This window comes from Acinetobacter sp. C26M (assembly GCF_023702675.1).
In the GTDB taxonomy this organism is placed as follows: domain Bacteria; phylum Pseudomonadota; class Gammaproteobacteria; order Pseudomonadales; family Moraxellaceae; genus Acinetobacter.
The window spans coordinates 2,536,233-2,551,575 of record NZ_CP098478.1; the positions used below are offsets into that span (position 1 = coordinate 2,536,233).

Annotated in this window: 19 protein-coding genes; 2 read left to right on the plus strand and 17 right to left on the minus strand. The window is 35.2% G+C overall.

Translation table 11 applies throughout. The features are described from left to right. From NDN11_RS11695 to NDN11_RS11775, 17 genes are read right to left on the minus strand one after another with little or no spacing between them, the layout of a single operon-like run. Positions 1-405: a hypothetical protein gene (locus NDN11_RS11695; RefSeq protein WP_005187077.1), complete on the minus strand. Its 405-nt coding sequence runs from the start codon at positions 403-405 to the stop codon at positions 1-3. A 2-nt stretch (positions 406-407) separates the two neighbouring features. Then, complete coding sequence (locus NDN11_RS11700) at positions 408-1,754, minus strand: FliI/YscN family ATPase (protein WP_251109733.1); 1,347 nt, start codon at positions 1,752-1,754, stop codon at positions 408-410. Further along, positions 1,747-2,460: a FliH/SctL family protein gene (locus tag NDN11_RS11705; protein WP_251109734.1), complete on the minus strand. Its 714-nt coding sequence runs from the start codon at positions 2,458-2,460 to the stop codon at positions 1,747-1,749. The genes NDN11_RS11700 and NDN11_RS11705 overlap by 8 nt, the downstream gene beginning before the upstream one ends. Beyond that, positions 2,444-2,878, minus strand: coding sequence for a hypothetical protein (locus NDN11_RS11710; protein WP_251109735.1), 435 nt, complete (start codon positions 2,876-2,878; stop codon positions 2,444-2,446). The genes NDN11_RS11705 and NDN11_RS11710 overlap by 17 nt, the downstream gene beginning before the upstream one ends. Then, the gene (fliF, locus tag NDN11_RS11715; RefSeq protein WP_251109736.1) at positions 2,865-4,214 is read right to left on the minus strand and encodes a flagellar basal-body MS-ring/collar protein FliF; all 1,350 of its coding nucleotides are present in this window, start codon (positions 4,212-4,214) and stop codon (positions 2,865-2,867) included. The genes NDN11_RS11710 and fliF overlap by 14 nt, the downstream gene beginning before the upstream one ends. Positions 4,215-4,239: 25 nt before the next feature. Beyond that, positions 4,240-4,536 carry a flagellar hook-basal body complex protein FliE gene (fliE, locus tag NDN11_RS11720; RefSeq protein ID WP_005187054.1) on the minus strand — a complete coding sequence of 99 codons (297 nt, stop codon included), beginning with the start codon at positions 4,534-4,536 and terminating at the stop codon, positions 4,240-4,242. A 4-nt stretch (positions 4,537-4,540) separates the two neighbouring features. Further along, a complete protein-coding gene (locus NDN11_RS11725) occupies positions 4,541-4,942 on the minus strand; it encodes a flagellar basal body rod protein FlgC (RefSeq protein WP_005187051.1) in 402 nt (133 codons plus the stop codon). Beyond that, complete coding sequence (locus NDN11_RS11730; protein WP_251109737.1) at positions 4,942-5,286, minus strand: flagellar basal body protein; 345 nt, start codon at positions 5,284-5,286, stop codon at positions 4,942-4,944. The genes NDN11_RS11725 and NDN11_RS11730 overlap by 1 nt, the downstream gene beginning before the upstream one ends. 12 nt (positions 5,287-5,298) lie before the next feature. Next, a complete protein-coding gene (locus tag NDN11_RS11735) occupies positions 5,299-6,402 on the minus strand; it encodes a flagellar basal body P-ring protein FlgI (RefSeq protein ID WP_251109738.1) in 1,104 nt (367 codons plus the stop codon). After that, positions 6,399-6,971, minus strand: coding sequence for a flagellar basal body L-ring protein FlgH (locus NDN11_RS11740; protein ID WP_251109739.1), 573 nt, complete (start codon positions 6,969-6,971; stop codon positions 6,399-6,401). Before NDN11_RS11740 ends, NDN11_RS11735 begins: the two co-directional genes overlap by 4 nt. Then, complete coding sequence (locus NDN11_RS11745) at positions 6,964-7,647, minus strand: flagella basal body P-ring formation protein FlgA (protein ID WP_251109740.1); 684 nt, start codon at positions 7,645-7,647, stop codon at positions 6,964-6,966. The genes NDN11_RS11740 and NDN11_RS11745 overlap by 8 nt, the downstream gene beginning before the upstream one ends. Position 7,648: 1 nt before the next feature. Continuing rightward, a complete protein-coding gene (locus tag NDN11_RS11750; protein ID WP_251109741.1) occupies positions 7,649-8,404 on the minus strand; it encodes a flagellar hook-basal body protein in 756 nt (251 codons plus the stop codon). A 1-nt stretch (position 8,405) separates the two neighbouring features. Further along, positions 8,406-9,128: a flagellar hook-basal body complex protein gene (locus NDN11_RS11755; RefSeq protein ID WP_251109742.1), complete on the minus strand. Its 723-nt coding sequence runs from the start codon at positions 9,126-9,128 to the stop codon at positions 8,406-8,408. Beyond that, positions 9,125-11,200 carry a flagellar biosynthesis protein FlhA gene (locus tag NDN11_RS11760; RefSeq protein WP_251109743.1) on the minus strand — a complete coding sequence of 692 codons (2,076 nt, stop codon included), beginning with the start codon at positions 11,198-11,200 and terminating at the stop codon, positions 9,125-9,127. The genes NDN11_RS11755 and NDN11_RS11760 overlap by 4 nt, the downstream gene beginning before the upstream one ends. 3 nt (positions 11,201-11,203) lie before the next feature. After that, positions 11,204-12,277, minus strand: a complete 1,074-nt coding sequence (locus NDN11_RS11765; protein WP_251109744.1) for an EscU/YscU/HrcU family type III secretion system export apparatus switch protein — start codon at positions 12,275-12,277, stop codon at positions 11,204-11,206. An 18-nt stretch (positions 12,278-12,295) separates the two neighbouring features. Beyond that, positions 12,296-13,027 carry a flagellar biosynthetic protein FliR gene (locus tag NDN11_RS11770; protein WP_005187023.1) on the minus strand — a complete coding sequence of 244 codons (732 nt, stop codon included), beginning with the start codon at positions 13,025-13,027 and terminating at the stop codon, positions 12,296-12,298. 6 nt (positions 13,028-13,033) lie between these two features. After that, positions 13,034-13,297: a flagellar biosynthetic protein FliQ gene (locus NDN11_RS11775; RefSeq protein WP_005187020.1), complete on the minus strand. Its 264-nt coding sequence runs from the start codon at positions 13,295-13,297 to the stop codon at positions 13,034-13,036. Between the two features lie 137 nt (positions 13,298-13,434). Between NDN11_RS11775 and NDN11_RS11780 the strand changes: the two genes are divergently transcribed. Together NDN11_RS11780 and NDN11_RS11785 are read left to right on the plus strand one after the other, a co-directional pair. Further along, positions 13,435-14,622: a tetratricopeptide repeat protein gene (locus tag NDN11_RS11780; RefSeq protein WP_251109745.1), complete on the plus strand. Its 1,188-nt coding sequence runs from the start codon at positions 13,435-13,437 to the stop codon at positions 14,620-14,622. 13 nt (positions 14,623-14,635) lie between these two features. Then, on the plus strand, positions 14,636-15,292 hold the full coding sequence (locus NDN11_RS11785) for a tetratricopeptide repeat protein (protein WP_251109746.1): 657 nt from the start codon (positions 14,636-14,638) through the stop codon (positions 15,290-15,292). Positions 15,293-15,343: the final 51 nt, after the last annotated feature.

The following is a 15,343-nucleotide window of genomic DNA, read 5'->3' on the forward strand; positions in this document are numbered from 1 at the left end:
TTACTCACCTAAATTATTCTGAAGTTCAAAAAAATGATGCTCCTTGATAATATCATTCAAATGATCAATCTTTCTTTTCTGCAATACTAATAGATGCATTTTTTCGTGAAGCTCTTTTTTGAGCTCCTCACTAATATTTTGATTTGATATAAATTCATTATATTTCACATCAATTACAATCAGACCATCATCATATGTTTTGTTCCCTAACGAAAAGCCAAAAGAACTCTGTAGTTCAGAAATATCTTTTACTACGGACAAATATTCTTTCCTACTTTTTTCGGCCGAATCTTCAGCTTTCTGGCTTTTCACTTTTAAAATATTTACTTCATTCTGTAAAACCATATATTGAAACTTAAAGTAGCTCGCTACTGATTTTTTTTTCTTTAAAAAATCAATTACCATGTTTATTCATCCACAGTATCAATTTCACCTATAATATTTTTTGCACTTACCCAAATATTTTCACTCATCATAATTTCACTTTCGAATTGAACTAGCATAGCATCGATTTTTGGCTTATTTTTTATAATACTATCTAACAATCTATTTTGCCCAGTTTGATAAGCTCCAAGCTGAATCATATCAGAGAACTCTTCATATACAGCCAAATACTGTTTAAGTTGGCTAATTACATTTTTCTGTTCCTTGGTGTGTAATACATTTGAAAGACGACTAATACTTTTTAATACATTTATAGAAGGAAAATGTCCTTTATCCGCTAAAGCACGATCTAGCATAATGTGTCCATCTAATATCGATCGCATATGATCTGATATGGGTTCATTATAGTCATCACCTTCAACAAGGATGGTATAAATCGCCGTAATGGCACCTTGCCCTATCAATGCTCCTCCTCTCTCAACTAATGGCGGAAGCTGCGAAAAGACTGAAGCAGGATATCCTCTTAAGCCTGTTGGCTCTGAAGCAGCTAAACCAATTTCTCGTTGTGCATAAGCAAATCTTGTAATCGAATCCATAACCAATAAGACATTAAAGCCTTTAGCTCTATACCAATCAGCCACTGTTGTAGCTGTATATGCGATGAATCTTCGAAAAACAGCTGGCTGCTCTGCTGTAGCAACATAAACAATGGATCTTTTTAATCCCTTTTCTCCCAAAACATTTGAAAGAAAATCTGTTACTTCACGCCCTCTTTCTCCAATTAGAGCAACAACAATGACATCAGCAGTGGCATACTTACATAACATACCTAATAAAGTACTTTTACCAACACCACTACCAGCAAAAATTCCAATACGTTGCCCAATCCCAATCGGCGTAAATAAATCTATTGCTTTTATACCAGTATTTAATTTTTGTGTGATAGGTGTACGTTGCAATGGATTAATTGGTGTTAGGTTTTTTGACAAATATTCAATAGATTCTGGTAGCTTTTTCCCATCAATAGGTTGACCTAACGCATCAAAAACTCTTCCACGAAGATCTAGACTCACCGGAATTTGAATAGATTTAGCAGAAGAGACAACTTTGCAATCTAAGCTAAGTCCATGAATATCACCAAAAGGCATTAATGTAAAGAAGCTATCATTTACAGAAATCACTTCAGCAAACATCTCAACAGAATTGTCATTACTAATAATAAGAACAACCTCGCCGATACTTACATTTAAACCAGTTGCCTCAATACTTACACCACTAATTTCCTTAATTCTACCAATAAGCTGGCTAAAGGAAGATACTTCGAGTTTTTTCAAAATTGAACTAACAATATCATCCACATGACTAGTCATTTAATAATTGCCTAACACTATTAATTTGTTGACTAAAGCTAATATCAACAATAGAACTATTTAGCTCAATAAGAACTTGACCTACATTCAAACTGCTATCCTTAGAAACTTGAACAGAATAATCATTTAAAACATCATTCTCATCAACAATTCTTTTGATCATGTCAAAATCTGTTAAAGATACTTTTAAAGTAAACCCTTGATCTAAACGATGCTGATAAATCGCTTTTTTTATAAGTTCAATAATAACCTGCTCATGCCCAGATAAACTAAAAACCATTTTCTCCAGGATACTATCTATAACTTTTATCGAAATTTTTTCAATTGAAGTATTTATTTTTTTTAGACTTCGATCAAACTCAGTTATACAATTATTTAAAGTATCTATCTTTTCTTTGAACCGATTTTCTAATAATTCTAGTTGTTGATCATGGAGCCTTTTTAACTTCAATTTCTCAACTTCGAGTGATTTTTTATATTCAAGCTCATACTGCTCTCTTAAATAAGCCACATCCTTTTCAATCAAACTATCTTTTTTACTTTCTTTAGATAAGTTCTCTTGTACATGGTCAGTATTTAGTAAAGTAGAAGACTGCTCTTGTTCAGATAGGATATTCTCTGCTGACACATATCCTAACGTAACAGTATCTGCACTCTTATGTATTGCCCTTAATAATCCAGAAGATTCTTTATTTTTCATACTCATGAACAACCCTCTCATAGAAATACATATCTAAAGTGGCCTGCATTTGGGGTGCCAATACAGCATCTTTGAGATCTTTTCTATAACGGACAAACTCTTCAAAATAAGCAGGCTTTTTAGCTAAAGAGACATCAGACAATAATTTATTGCTAACTAAAACATACCAGAATGGAGATATATTACCTACTAGTCTATCTAGGAGCTCCAAAGATAAATCCTTACTCTTCAAATCATAATCCACTACTTCATCGATAATGACTGAGTTTATCCCAAGACCAAGTGCATCAATCTGGACCAGTAATTCATCCAATCTTTGTCTTTCAGACATAGATAAGCTTGTCTTAATTTTTTCCTGTTCGTGCCTACTTAAGCTATAAAACTTTAGTACCCAACTTCGTAAAGTTGATTCATTTAAATCCATCTTTACCTAACCAATATTTTAAATTTACGATAACCTGCTCGCGTTCTTCTTCAGATAAAGAAATTTGATCAATCTCTGGTCTTAAATTTTTTTTCCTTCCAATTACTTTAAAGCTTATGAATATAAGGATCAAAAACAAAGAAACGATCAAAGCAATATAAAAAGGACTCAAAAACGAAGAATTAGGCGGTGCAACAATATTATTTGGAACATCAGTTGGCTGTATCTGCTCAGGTTTAAGCTCTGTAGGTTCAGGTTCAAGCATACTACTTACAAGTACGAGGTTGTCACCACGCTTTTTATCAATACCCAACCCAACTTCTAGTACTTGTTGAATATTTTGCAGCTGCACAAAACTTAATGTGCTAGGCACAACAATGCCAACACTTATCTTACTAATTTTACCAGCAGCATATTCGATCTCAGAAGTTTCCTTCCCTACAGCATACTCATTATCTTTGCTATTATCTTTCTGCGAAGTACTAACATTTCCGCCATTTAAAGTAGTAGAAGATGACTCTTTTTTATTTAAAAATAGAATTCCAGCATCAGAAAGTATTGGCTTTTCACTAGTAACTTTTCTCTTATCAAAATTCACTTGTACATTGGCAGAAACGCTGACTTTACTAATATTAAAAGATTGAAATAATATACTTCTCACTTTAGCTTCAATTTTTGACTCTACATCTTCAGATCGCTTAAATGCACTAGCGGAATTGTTTAAATTATTACTGACAATTTCTCCACTGCCATTCAATAACACTACGCTTTTAGATTCTAAGCCACTCACTGCTGAGGAAACTAAATTTTGAATGCCTTCAACAGTATCTTTATTCAATTGATAGCTATTTTTGGTTTCAATAACAACAGATGCTTTAGCCGTTGCTTTATCTACTTCATATATCGTATCTTTTTCAGGCGTGAGATGCACACGTGCATACTTTATACCTTCCATAGACATAATAGATCTAGCTAGCTCTCCTTCCAATGCGCGCTGAAAATTAATTTTCTGTGCAAAATCTGACATCCCATAATCAGTCTCATTAAAGAGCTCAAATCCAACTGTCTCAGGGTTACTTAAGCCACCTTTATCTAGTGCAATCTTTGCATCGCCAACTTTACCTTCCTCGACTTCAACAATATTGTTCTTAATTGAGTAAGGAATATTCGAAGCATCTAATATATTGATTACACTTGCTTGAATATCCTTATTTTCCTGTTGTAGCAAAGGTACATAAGTTGGCTTTAAAAACCACCAACATGCGCCAATGAATCCAAGAATTACAATAATAATTCCACTTATAAAAAAAGCAGACTTTCTACCCCAAAAATTCATTCTTTCTCTTACTCTAACTAGCTGCTTAGATTTGCATACGTGTAATTTCTTGATAACTCTCAACTAGCTTATTTCTAACTTGAACAGCGAATTGAAATGACAACTTTGCATTTTGCATGGATACCATGACATCATGTACAGGTATATTTTCTCCAGCAGCATACTTCATCGCTTTCTCAGTTGCACTTTTATACAACTCATCATTACGATTAAGCATGTCTAAAAAACTGATGTCTTTTGTTGCTGTTGATAGATTTGATTTAGTATCTAACTTTGGCAACTTTATAGTCGGGTCAAAATTTATTGCATCTAGAGTGTGCATCTAGTTATTTTCCAATTTCATAAGCCTTAGCTGTCATATCTTTAATACTATTAAAAATACGAATATTGGCATCATATGCTCTGCTCGCAGAAACTAATGTTGCCATCTCTGTTGCTGTATTAATTTCAGGATAAAATACCATTCCCTTACTATCTGCTAATGGGTGGTTAGGCTCATAAGCACTTCTCGTTTTAAAATTTGCCACATTATCCAAATACACATTGTTCTTTATATCATTAAGAAAATTGGGATGTGTCTTAACTTGTAGAACAGAGCTCGCATCTTTATGAGGTAAAGCCACATTTGCAATAGCAATATTATAACTTGCTGCTTCTACTCTAGCCTTTTCATGTTTTAAACCAAAAGCAATTACATCTTGAATCGACATATTCGTTGAAAGTTGCATTAGAACTCTTTCCCCTGTATAGCTAATTGCATCAAGCCATAACTCCTGTTGAGCATTTCTGCAATCCCTTGATAACGACCGCTCGCAGTAACTGCTTCAAATGTCTGTTCATCAAGTTTGATTGAACTCAGAGGAATATTACTTTGGTATTTGCTCATGCTAATTTGATTATAAGCTAAGTTTTGTAAGGATACATCTTTCATCAAATGCTTATAATCAAAAAACACCCCTTTACTGCCAGGTACATTAAGATTTGCTACATTCATAGATGCGACTTTTACACGCATGTCTTGTATATTCATCGCATTTACAAGAGTTTGACTAATACTTACAATATCATTCATGGAACATATTTCCTATTGAATTACTAAGTCAGCATTTAAAGCACCTGCATCTTTAATTGCTTGAATAATGGTGATGATATCTCTTGTACTTAAACGAATTTTTTGTAATGTCTGAACTAAACTTGCAACTGTTGCACCTTTAGGTAGCGATACAAAGTTTGCAGTATTTTCAGTCACTTTCAAATCAGTTTGAGGAACTACTTCTGTTGAAATATTATTATTGTAATTACGACCAATAAACGTAGGTTGTGAAACTAGATACTCAGTATCCACTTTTACATTTAAATTTCCTTGTGAAATATTAACTTCACTAATTCGTACATTTGCTCCTGCCACAATCGTCCCGGTTTTTTCATTAATCACAATTTTTGCAATCTGATCAGGTTCCACCTCGAGACGCTCAATACTTGCAATCAAATTAGGAATTTGTACATATGGACTAACAGAAATCTCTACTTTACCTGCATGTATAACTCGAACATTTGCACCTTGTTTAGAAATTACTTGGGCAATCCGATTTGCAGTCGTGTAATCTGGTTGGTTTAAAACAAGTACTAATTTATCTTGTGGAATATTACTCTCAACAGCTTTTTCCAAATATGCACCTTTAGGAATACGCCCCACTGTAGAATGATTTTTCTGGGCTGCATTTCCGTTTACTTCAAATGAATATCCTCCCACAACCAGTGGACCTTGTGCTAAAGCATATAATTTATTATCTGGCCCATAAAGAGGGGTTAAAATTAAAGTTCCACCTAGTAAACTTCTCGCATCACCAATCGAAGAAACCTCAACGTCAAATTTATCTCCAACCTCACTAAATGGAGGCATTTTTGCAGTGATCATGACTGCTGCTGTATTTCTAGAATTAAGATCTCTCTCATTTATATTCACATTGAAATGCTTTAAGGTATTTACTAAAGCTTGTCTCGTCGTACTATTCCGATCTGAATCACCACTGCGAGACAAACCAACAACAAGCCCATAACCAATTAACGCATGCTCTCGGTCATCTTGAATACGAACTAAGTCTTTCAATCTCACCATATTTCCTGCCGCAATAGCAGATGGATTTAAAAAAAGTAAACCTATTAATCCAATCAATAGTTTTTTCATATTATTCTTAACCAATGAAAAAGCTTATAAAAAATACTAAGTTTTTGAGCGTCATCAGCAACACCTTTACCATTTATTTTAATCTTTGCATCAGCTAAACGATATGAGTAAACAGTATTATCATAACTAATATCATCTGGTCTAATAAAACCACTTATTTGAATAAGTTGCTTATCGTTATTAATAATGGCTTCTTGACTCCCCTCAACCCTCAAATACCCGTTAGGAAGCTTTTCTTTGACTTGTACGGAAACAACAGTTTTCAATTGACCTTGTCTAGATGTATTACCTTCTCCACTCGCACCACCTTCTAGACCTAAACCAGCATCTGCTTTAGCAGTCAAGGTACTTGCTGAAAAAGATAAATTCGTTTTATTCTTTGCATTCGTTCCAACAGATGATTTTGCGGATGTAGACTCCGCCACTAAAATAGTCAAGATATCGCCAATATTTACTGCTCGTCTATCACTCGTTAAAGCTTGATAATTATCAGTATTAATCAAACTAGTTTGAGCTAATGTATGACTCGTCAATAAAACGCATACAATTAAAAGAGTTTTATTAATCAATTCTAACCGTTCCTTTTTTAATAACAGTAGTTCTTACAAGTTGATTATTACTCAGTAAGCGTACATTAACTTTATCTAAATATTGCCCGAATTGTTGAGCAACCCCAATCGTTTCGATCGTAATTCCATCTGAAACAGCCAAAACCCGAACCTGCTGATCTTTATAGATCCAAGGAGTTTCTTTCAAATGTCGCTTTAAAACAGGCTCATTTAACTTTACAGATTGGGTTAACCAAAAATTTTCATTAAATGGACCTACGGCAAGCGCAGTATTATTAACTCTTTCTTTGATAACATCAATCTCTTGATATTCAACTAAAACACTATCAAGAGACTGATTACGGCTCGCATTTTGTTTAAAAACCCAAGCCATTTTCTTAATTTCAGGTCGAAACCACATAACCTTAATTTTATTACCCATTGTTAATGGATCACAATCTAAAACTTCAAAACCAACTCTAGGCTGATAAATAGAAGAGACTAACTTCAATTTCGAATACCGATGATCTGAAGCAGCAAATAAAGGAAATAATCTAGAAGTACTTTCTTTTTCAAGCTGCTCCTGTACTAAATTATTTGCCATATCAACAAACTGCTGGTGAGTCAGGCCTTCACATGCGTTAACTTGTATTTGCACTAATGGCACAATACATATCATCAATACTATTAAACGCATATTAGCGTCTTAAGTTATTAATCGTTTCCATAATCTGATCTCCAGCTTGCAACACTCTTGCATTTAACTGGTATGCCCTTTGTGCCATGATTAGATTTGATATTTCACTGACCAAATCTACATTTGACATTTCTAAATGTCCTTGTAGAACAACACCCATTCCATCTTTACGCAACTCACCATATTCTGGTTCGCCACTAGACTGAGAAGCGGCATATAAACCATTACCAAGTTTTTTCAATTGGCTATCATTTTCAAAGCGAACGAGTTCTATTTTACCCAATTCTATTTCTTCACCAGTACCAATGACTTTTCCATTTAATGTACCATCAGCAGCTAAAACAATTCGCTCAACATCTGGCGGTATGCGGATATCAGCAGTTAAAGCTTGCCCACCCGCCAACGCAAGTTGCCCATCTGCATTAACATGAAACTGTCCAACTCTTGTATATGCTAAACTTCCATCAGCCTGCTCAATCTCAAAAAACCCCTTACCTTGGATTGCAAAATCATATGGCTGGTTTGTTGTTTGCACATCACCATTTTTAAAATCAGTATAAGTCTGTGCCAAGGACACACCAATACCTTGTTCTGAAAGAGTATTATTACTATTATTAATCGCAACAAGATTGGCAAACTGTGCAGTTTCTTTTTTATAGCCCATTGTCTGCATATTCGAAATATTACTAGAGATTGTGTCTAACCACTTTTGCTGAGCAAGCAAACCTGAGTTTGCAATACTAATTGCATCAATCATTTTATTTCCCCAATTGATTTATGCCGTTATCCAATAAATTATCATATGTGTTTACTGCCCGTTGTAAACTCTCAATATGTCTGGATAATTCCATAATTTTAACCATATCCTGACTCATAACAGCATTAGATTGTTCCAATTTACCTTGAAAAATCTGATACTGGCTTTGATCAGCTTGTTTTACTGCTGATGCTGAATATAATGCATTTCCTTCAGCTTTAACATCATCACTTTCTGCATAAACAACTAAAATTTGATTTATAGCAGAATCATTTTCAGCATTATGAATATAACCATTTGAATCAACTTTTAAAGTTTCCAAATTCTTTTCAGCAATAACTATTGGTTTTGCACCTTCACCTAAAACTGATAACCCTTGACGTGTAAGCAAAGAACCATTCTTATCAACATGAAAATGTCCATCTCGAGTAAGTGAAAAGCCATCATTTGTCGCAACGACAAACCAACCTTTACCTGACAAAGCAAAATCAAGCTCTCTATTTGTATCTACAAATGAACCATTATTTGAATTTAGGTAAGATGTTGTTTGCCTTTGCCCTAAATCAGAAAATGTTTTTGTAGGTGATGATGATGTAAGCGTACTAAAGACATTCTCACTTCTATATCCAACTGTATTGATATTCGCAGTATTCTGCGAAATTGTTTTTAATGCATTGAATTCCTGCTGAATCACATGCGCAAGCTGCATAATTGGATCGGTCATACAGTCGCCTCCATTGAATGAAAGTCTTGAACTGAGATAATGCCTGCTGAAGAGACTTGAATAAACTGCCCCAACTCAGCAATTGATAAAACTTCAACATGAGGAATAGCTCGAGAAATCATCGCTCTAAGAGGCCGTCTAAGCGCAGGCGAGCATAATAAAACAGGTTGTACATTATTGGCGAGTTGTTTCTCTGTTTCTTGTACGACACTTCTTAAAAACTTATCGATATATTGTGGTGGTAACATGCTTTCATTATTCACTCTCACCATCGCGAGCATATGGCTTTCTAACTCAGGTGCAATCGTCATGACTTGCAATGTCCCCTCAGTGTCAAGAAAACGCTCATAAATAATCGATCCTAAGCGCTCTCTTACTTTTTCAGCTAATTCTTCTGGAACTTTATTTACACGACCAAAATCAACCAATACCTCAAGAATTTTCTCTATATTTTTTATACTGATTTGTTCTTTAAGCAATAATTGCAAAACTCTTTGAATATCTGAATAGGTTAAAACTGCTGGAATCAGTTCATCCAATAAAGTTCCCATACTATCTTTATGCAATTGAATTAACTTTTCAGTTTCAGCTCGCGTTAAAAATTCACTGAGATAGCGTTTAATATTTTCAGATAAATGAGTCACGATTACCGTTTCAGGATCTACAATTGTGAAACCCAATGCTTTTGCTTGTTGCTTTTGGTTTTCTTCAATCCATAAAGCTGGTAAACCATAAGTCGGTTCTTTTGTTTCCTCTCCCACTATACTATCCATGGCAGCATTACCAGAGTTTATTGCGAGTACCTTTAGATAATTTACACTTCCTCTTGCAACAACAGCACTATAGATCAAAATTTGATAATGATTTTCTTGTAATTTTTTATCCACAACAATAGATAGCTTCGGTAAGAAAATACCTAGATCTTGCGAGAGTTGCTTTTGTAAACCATTGTATCGTTGATAAAGAGATTTTGACTCACCTAATAAATAAGACTCTAAATTTGAGCTAATTTTTAACTCAAATGCTGATGGCTTCAGGTCATTTGACTTTTTAGACTCTTGATTAGACTCATCAAGATTTTCATCCTCAGTATTCGACATAGAATCTTTGGCATTTTTCTTATATTTAATTGAATACCAAACGGCTGCTGAAAGAATGAGTAATAAAATTAAAATAGGAATAACTGGCAAACCAGGTAAAAACAACATTATCATCAGGGTTAAGCCCACGATCATAATCGTTTGTGGATAGGCAAAAAACTGATTTCCCAAAGCTTCGCCCAAACGAGTATCTGTTGCAGCTCTTGTGATGATAATACCAGCCGCAACTGAAATTATTAAAGATGGGATCTGGGTTACAATGCCATCACCTATCGTCAGTAGCGAATAATGTTGTAAAGCCTCTGACCAGCCCATACCACGTTGCCATATTCCAATGGATAGCCCTCCGATGATGTTAATAACAATAATAACAACACCAGCAATCGCATCGCCTTTTACAAATTTTGAAGCACCGTCCATAGCACCATAAAAGTTAGATTCCTGTTCCAACTGATGTCTACGACGTTTTGCTTCTTCAGAATCAATTAATCCCATATTTAGGTCAGCATCAATACTCATTTGCTTTCCTGGCAACGAGTCTAATGTAAAACGAGCAGCGACCTCAGCAACACGTTGTGCACCATTGGTAATCACAATATATTGAACGACAACGAGAATAAAGAAAACAACAAAGCCAACAACTAAATTGCCTGCCACCATATAGTGACCAACAGCAGCAATAACTTTCCCTGCATCAGCATGATCTAAAATAAGGCGGGTTGATGAAATATTTAAAGCCAAACGGAATAATGTAGTAATTAATAATAAAGAAGGAAAAGTAGAAAAACTTAAAGGCTTCTCTGTATCTAAAGCCAATAATAAAATAAGCAATGCTGCCGCAAAATTTGTAAGCAATAAAAAATCTAGAAGCCACGTAGGTATAGGTGTAAATAGCACCAATAAGATGCCAATAACCCCGATTACTAATGCTAGATTGTAAAATTCAAATTTTAGTTTCTTTTTATCTATCATCTTTTACAGCTTCAACTTTGAGTTTGGTAGTGCAATCACCCAACGATAAATATCCACAACATCATTATGCATTTCTGTCGGTATCGGTTGATTAATCGCACAGTTCGCATAGATATATCTAGCAACAATTGGACGATGTAATATTGGAACCTGATGTTTCCGAGCAACACGCCTAATCATGTGCGCAAGCATACCTGTTCCTGTAGCTAAAACAATAGGGGTTTGCATTTTTTCTGGCTGATAAATTAATGCAACCGCATAATGAGTTGGATTAATAATCACAACATCTGCTTTCTTTACTTGAGAAATCGCTTTTACTTTAGAAAAAAATTCTTGTTGATTACGACGACGCTTCGATTTTAACTCTGGACTGCCCTCTCGATGGCGATATTCATCTTTAACCTCTTTCTGACTCATACGCATTTGACGAGAAAACTCCCGCTTGGCATACCACATATCAAAAATTGCAAAAGCCGCCATTACTGCAACCAAACTCAACATCAAAGTAATTGTCGCCTGACTGAATGCCAAGCCAATTGCTTGTGGTGTTCTAGATAGATGACTCGTCAATTGTTGAATAATATGAAGAATCGCAAAATATGTAACTACAAAGAAAAGTAATCCTTTAATTACCACTCTTAGAACTTCAACAAATATCCTTTTAGAAAATATCTTTTTTAGACCTTTAACTGGGTTTAACCGATTCAAGTCAGGTTTTAATGCGGTAAATGAAAAAACAAAACCGCTATAAAAAAGGCTGATGGCTATGGCTGCAACAATAAGCATAAAAATTAGAGGAAAAATTACACTTATTATCTTAGATAAACTTTTCCCACCTAAATATGCAGCATTGGATAAATTATTCTGAACCAACATATCTGCATGACTTAACCACCAAGTAGTCTGCCGAACCAGTTCTAAGGCTATCTTGCCTGATAAAATGGCAAATCCCGCAATAAAAGTCGCAATAATCACAAAGGATAATAAATCCATACTTTTTGCAACATTGCCCTTTTTTTTCGCTTGTTCTAACTTATAGGGCGTTGCCTGTTCAGTTTTTTCTTGTTGATCATCCATTGTTTATCCTCCCTCAGCTTAAGACAAAATAAGCTTCAAGGGTTGTTCAAAAAGTCGAGGAATATTTTGAACAATCATTGGCATACTGAACATGAGCAGCATTAGTCCTACAACAAATTTAACAGGGAGCGCCAAGAAGTAAATATTGGCTTGTGGCATTGATCTAGACATGACTGCAAAAGCCAAATCAACTAACCAAACACCGAGTATGACAGGAAGTAAGATAATGAATGCGAAAATGAACTGCGCCCCCATGACAGAAATCAATTTCTTTATATTAAGCAAATGAAAATCAAATGTACCTAAAGGCACTATTTTGAATAATGCAACCAAACCTTGTAACAAGGTATAATGCAAATCGAGTATAAAAAATAAAACGCAGGCAATTGCAATTAAGAGATCAGAAATAACGCCTCCTAAATGGCTCGAAGAGGGGTTAAAGATACCAGCCGTATTGATCCCGATTTGTAAATCTAGCAATTTCCCAACCAAATCCAAGCTTGCAAATGCAGTGTGAAAGCTAAAAGCAATGACAACACCTAATAAAAATTCACTTAAAACCAATGAAATTGTTAAAATTTTCACATCAATTGGCACTAAACCAGCCATGATAATTGCAAGCGCTAATACAATGATTAACCTAAAAAGTAAGGGGGCTTTGCTAAATACATTTATCGGCATAACCACAAAAAGAGGTAACAAGCGTAAGGACAATAACAAGACCGTTGTAAATTCTAAAAAGCCAAACATAAGCATTTAAAAATTAGCTGCTTTAAGAAACATCTCTATTGCAAAGGCGCGTAAATGATTGATCATCCAACTTCCTAGAACTAACAGCACAACCACAGAAACAATTAATTTAGGAATAAAGGTTAAGGTCATTTCTTGAATTTGTGTCGCAACTTGCAGAATACTGACAATAAGCCCAATGATCATAATTGCCAATAACACAGGCGCAGCAACCAAAGCTGTTGTTAATAATGTTTCTTTTAATAAATATAAGAGTTGGTCTTGATTCATTGCATACGCTCCAAACAGCGCTTATTTTAACGAAATCATGCAAACAAACAAATATATTTTAACGAATATTATTTCTTCTCAAACTCATATATATATCTTATGCTATTGCTATAAAAATACAGGCATTCTTTCGTATTATGACAGCAATTACTCCATCAGATTCTTCGAGTCAACTTCAAAGATGGCTTGGTTTTTTAGAACAAGATCCTAAAAACACTCATTTAATTACATCAATTCTTGAACTAAGTTTGGCCGAAAATCAGGTTGATACGCTCAAGCGAATGTTAGTGCATATTCAAACTCAAAATATTCATGAGCCTCAAGTAAGTAGTCTAGCCAGCTTGGTTTGTTTACAACTAGGTAAATTTCAGGATGCTATTATTTTTGGGGAGCATGCGCTAGAGACTGGATCCGCAAATGCAACCGTTGTTCACAATCTTGCATATGCTCAGCTTTACTTAGGCGAATACAAAAAAGCTCAACAGCTCTTAGAGCCATTAATCGCAACCGCGACAACACTCAATGCCGATACTTATGTTCTCTACGCAAAAGTGATGCATCATTTAGAACAACCAGAAGACGCAATTTCAGCACTTCAAAAAGCAATTGCATTAAACCCACTACATGCAGAAGCATTAGGAAATCTGGCTTTACTCCAATACGAAATAGATCATAATCTTTCCGACTATTCAGAAGCCAAAGAAACAGCACAAAAGGCGCTCACTATTGCACCCTTTCAGCTTGAAGCATTATTAGCTTTGGCTGAAATTCAATTGAATGACCGTAACATCTCCGATGCTCACAATAATTTTAATTTGATTTTAGAGCATCACCCTCAATCAGGGCGGGCATGGTCTGGTTTAGGCCAACTTGAGTTCTATGAAACCAATATTGATCAGGCTGAAAAATACCTACTTAAAGCTGTTGAATATATGAAAGATCACGTCGGTACGTGGCAAGTCTTGGGTTGGTGTTATGTTCTCAAAAATAATATTGAGCAAGCAGCTTGGGCATTTGAAATTGCATTACCTCTCAATACCGAATTTGCAGATAGTTATGGTGGCATCGCTGTTGTTGAAGCCATGCGCCATAATACGGTAGCAGCAAAACAATGGATCAAAAAAGCTTTTGAGCTAGATGAACATAGTATGGCAGCAACATTCGCTGAATATGTTTTACTGAATAATCAGGGATCATCTGAAGCTGCTCAACAAAAGATGAATAGTATCTTGATCAGAAGAGCACCAAGTAGTGATCGCTCTGGACAAACGCTTGTCAATGAATGGCTAGCTCAGCATTCTGATTTTCCAAAACACTTAAATTAAAAAGAAGATGTCCATGAATGAATTTTTATCCCCTTTCGATGCAGATGAAACACTCAAGCTTGCTATTCATGCCAGTGAACATGGAGATGCTCACTCTGCAATTCGTTATTTAACTGAATTATTAAATGTTCAACCAGAACATGGCGCTGCTTGTTATTTTCTAGCCATGCAATATGCAGAAATTGGGTTATTTGAACGTGCAATTACCACCCTACAACATGCAATAAAAATCAATCCAACTTTTGATATTGCTCAGTTCCAACTTGGTCTATTGCATCTACAAACCCAACAGACGCTGCAAGCAGAGCAACTTTTTAGCAGTTTGTCATTGAGTTCACACGATCCCGCGCTTGCAGCTTTTTCTCTTGGTTATTTAGCCCTGTTTAAAGAGCAAACTAGTGACGCAATTCATCATTTCCAAGAAGGGATTGCAGTTTGTTCTAATGATGCACTGAACAATGATATTAAACGTGTCATTGCACAAGTTGAGCATGCAGCTGCTAGCGCACCGCTCGTTGCACCTACAACGAATGCTACAGAGACTCCACAGGCAAATAACTTCACTCAAACTAAAGCTGAATCTACGAATGCACCAACCGAGCAGAAAAAGCTCACTGGCTTTTTAGGTGCGTACCTAGATACGATTGATGATGAAAATGGGCCACATTAATTTATTTTCATTTAATAAAGGAAGAAATTAAGCTAGCTTCTTCCTTGAACT

Bases quoted from the DNA above. Each gene is read 5' to 3' on its own strand.
- NDN11_RS11695 (WP_005187077.1), bottom strand. From the start codon at position 405: ATGGTAATTGATTTTTTAAAGAAAAAAAAATCAGTAGCGAGCTACTTT.
- NDN11_RS11700 (WP_251109733.1), bottom strand. From the start codon at position 1,754: ATGACTAGTCATGTGGATGATATTGTTAGTTCAATTTTGAAAAAACTC.
- NDN11_RS11705 (WP_251109734.1), bottom strand. From the start codon at position 2,460: ATGAGTATGAAAAATAAAGAATCTTCTGGATTATTAAGGGCAATACAT.
- NDN11_RS11710 (WP_251109735.1), bottom strand. From the start codon at position 2,878: ATGGATTTAAATGAATCAACTTTACGAAGTTGGGTACTAAAGTTTTAT.
- fliF (WP_251109736.1), bottom strand. From the start codon at position 4,214: ATGAATTTTTGGGGTAGAAAGTCTGCTTTTTTTATAAGTGGAATTATT.
- fliE (WP_005187054.1), bottom strand. From the start codon at position 4,536: ATGCACACTCTAGATGCAATAAATTTTGACCCGACTATAAAGTTGCCA.
- NDN11_RS11725 (WP_005187051.1), bottom strand. From the start codon at position 4,942: ATGCAACTTTCAACGAATATGTCGATTCAAGATGTAATTGCTTTTGGT.
- NDN11_RS11730 (WP_251109737.1), bottom strand. From the start codon at position 5,286: ATGAATGATATTGTAAGTATTAGTCAAACTCTTGTAAATGCGATGAAT.
- NDN11_RS11735 (WP_251109738.1), bottom strand. From the start codon at position 6,402: ATGAAAAAACTATTGATTGGATTAATAGGTTTACTTTTTTTAAATCCA.
- NDN11_RS11745 (WP_251109740.1), bottom strand. From the start codon at position 7,647: ATGCGTTTAATAGTATTGATGATATGTATTGTGCCATTAGTGCAAATA.
- NDN11_RS11750 (WP_251109741.1), bottom strand. From the start codon at position 8,404: ATGATTGATGCAATTAGTATTGCAAACTCAGGTTTGCTTGCTCAGCAA.
- NDN11_RS11755 (WP_251109742.1), bottom strand. From the start codon at position 9,128: ATGACCGATCCAATTATGCAGCTTGCGCATGTGATTCAGCAGGAATTC.
- NDN11_RS11760 (WP_251109743.1), bottom strand. From the start codon at position 11,200: ATGATAGATAAAAAGAAACTAAAATTTGAATTTTACAATCTAGCATTA.
- NDN11_RS11765 (WP_251109744.1), bottom strand. From the start codon at position 12,277: ATGGATGATCAACAAGAAAAAACTGAACAGGCAACGCCCTATAAGTTA.
- NDN11_RS11770 (WP_005187023.1), bottom strand. From the start codon at position 13,027: ATGTTTGGCTTTTTAGAATTTACAACGGTCTTGTTATTGTCCTTACGC.
- NDN11_RS11775 (WP_005187020.1), bottom strand. From the start codon at position 13,297: ATGAATCAAGACCAACTCTTATATTTATTAAAAGAAACATTATTAACA.
- NDN11_RS11780 (WP_251109745.1), top strand. From the start codon at position 13,435: ATGACAGCAATTACTCCATCAGATTCTTCGAGTCAACTTCAAAGATGG.
- NDN11_RS11785 (WP_251109746.1), top strand. From the start codon at position 14,636: ATGAATGAATTTTTATCCCCTTTCGATGCAGATGAAACACTCAAGCTT.